Source organism: Actinocrinis sp. (assembly GCF_035946395.1).
Classification (GTDB): Bacteria; Actinomycetota; Actinomycetes; order Streptomycetales; family Catenulisporaceae; genus Actinocrinis.
Genome location: NZ_DASYZI010000182.1, coordinates 1 through 1618 on the forward strand (window position 1 = coordinate 1; position 1618 = coordinate 1618).

Below are 1618 nucleotides of genomic sequence, written 5' to 3' on the forward strand. Positions count from 1 at the left end.
GCGTCATTCTGCACGGCACCGAGACGTAGCATTTCGGTTATGCCAAAGCTCGCCGAAGTCGTCGGGATCCTGGACGCCGCCTACGACCCGCGATGGGCGGAGCCCTGGGACGCGGTCGGCCTGGTGTGCGGCGATCCGGCGGCCGAGGTGCACAAGGTGCTGTTCGCCGTCGACCCCGTGGACGCGGTCGTGGACGAGGCGATCGCATGGGGTGCGGACCTGCTGGTCACGCACCATCCGCTGCTGCTGAAGCCGGTGCACGGGGTCGCGGCGACGACGTTCAAGGGCCGTGCGGTCCACCGGCTGATCACGCACGGCGTCGCGCTGCTGACCGCGCACACCAACGCCGACGTCGCGCGTCCCGGGGTCTCCGACGCTCTCGCCCGCACGCTCGAACTCGCGGTGATCGGCCCGATCCTGCCCTCGCCGGACGAGCCCAGACGGGGCCTCGGCCGATTCGGGGTGCTGACGGAGGCGGAGCCGCTGCGCACGTTCGCCGACCGCGTGGCCCTCGCACTACCGCCGACGAGCGGCGGTGTACGCGTCGCCGGCGATCCGGCGCTGCCGGTGCGGTTCGTGGCCGTGTGCGGCGGCGCCGGGGACGGCCGGGAACTGCTGGCCGCCGTGCGCGCGGCGGGCGCCGACGCCTACGTCACCGCCGATCTGCGTCACCACGCTGCGTCCGAAGCGCTCGAAGCAGGGTCCTTCGGTACGCCCGGCGCCGGACCGGCGCTGCTCGACGTCGCGCACTGGGCCAGCGAGTGGCCGTGGCTGGCCGACGCCGCGGTCGTGCTGAGCTCCAGGCTCGATGAGCTGCGGACGCATGAGGACGAGCCCGGGCGCGGTACGGTTGAGGTCCGTGTGTCAAAGCTGGTCACCGACCCGTGGACGGCGCACACGCCGCAGAAGTGAGAAGAGAACAGTGGAATTGAGGTGCCAGCCGTGATCGCCGCGCCCGCCGACCAGCTGCGACTGCTCGACCTCCAGGAGCTCGACTCGAAGCTGGACCAGTTGGCGCACCGCCGCCGCACCCTTCCCCGGCTGGCCGAGCACGCCGCCCTGGAGACGCGGGCCGGGCAGCTGCGCGACCTGGTGGTGGCGGCCGCCACCGCGCAGTCCGACCTGGACCGCGAGCAGCGCAAGGCCGAGGCCGACGTGGACCAGGTGCGTTCACGGGCCGACCGGGACCGGCGGATGCTGGAGTCCGGTTCGGCCAGTGCCAAGGAGCTCTCCGGTCTGCAAAGCGAGCTGGAGTCACTCGCGCGCCGCCAGTCGGACCTTGAGGACATCGTGCTGGACGTGATGGAGCGGGTCGAGAGCGCGGCCGCGCGCACCGCCGAGCTCACCAAGCAGCGCGAGGCGGCGGAGGCCGACCGCGACCGGGTCGCCGCGGCGCTGGCCGGCGAGCGGGCCTCGGTGGACAAGGATGTCGCGTTCAGCAGGACGCAGCGCGATCTTCTGGCGAAGGACCTTCCGACCGACCTGGTCGCGCTGTACGAGAAGGTGCGCGCTCAGTACGGCGGCATAGGGGCTGCCGCGATCAAGCGGCGCCGCTGCGAGGGCTGTCGGCTGGAGTTGGACATCGCCGAGGCCAACGAGGTCAAGGCGGCGGCGCCGG

Annotated in this window: 2 protein-coding genes; both read left to right on the plus strand. The window is 72.5% G+C overall.

Annotated features, from left to right (window positions below; all coding sequences use genetic code 11):
* The first annotated feature begins 39 nt into the window (after positions 1-39).
* The gene (locus VGS97_RS11660) at positions 40-912 is read left to right on the plus strand and encodes a Nif3-like dinuclear metal center hexameric protein (RefSeq protein ID WP_326853395.1); all 873 of its coding nucleotides are present in this window, start codon (positions 40-42) and stop codon (positions 910-912) included.
* 21 nt (positions 913-933) lie between these two features.
* On the plus strand, positions 934-1618 hold a 685-nt coding region (locus VGS97_RS11665), incomplete at its 3' end, for a zinc ribbon domain-containing protein (protein ID WP_326853396.1).

Excerpts from the sequence above, each read along its gene's own strand:
- VGS97_RS11660 (WP_326853395.1), top strand. The coding sequence starts at position 40 with ATGCCAAAGCTCGCCGAAGTCGTCGGGATCCTGGACGCCGCCTACGAC.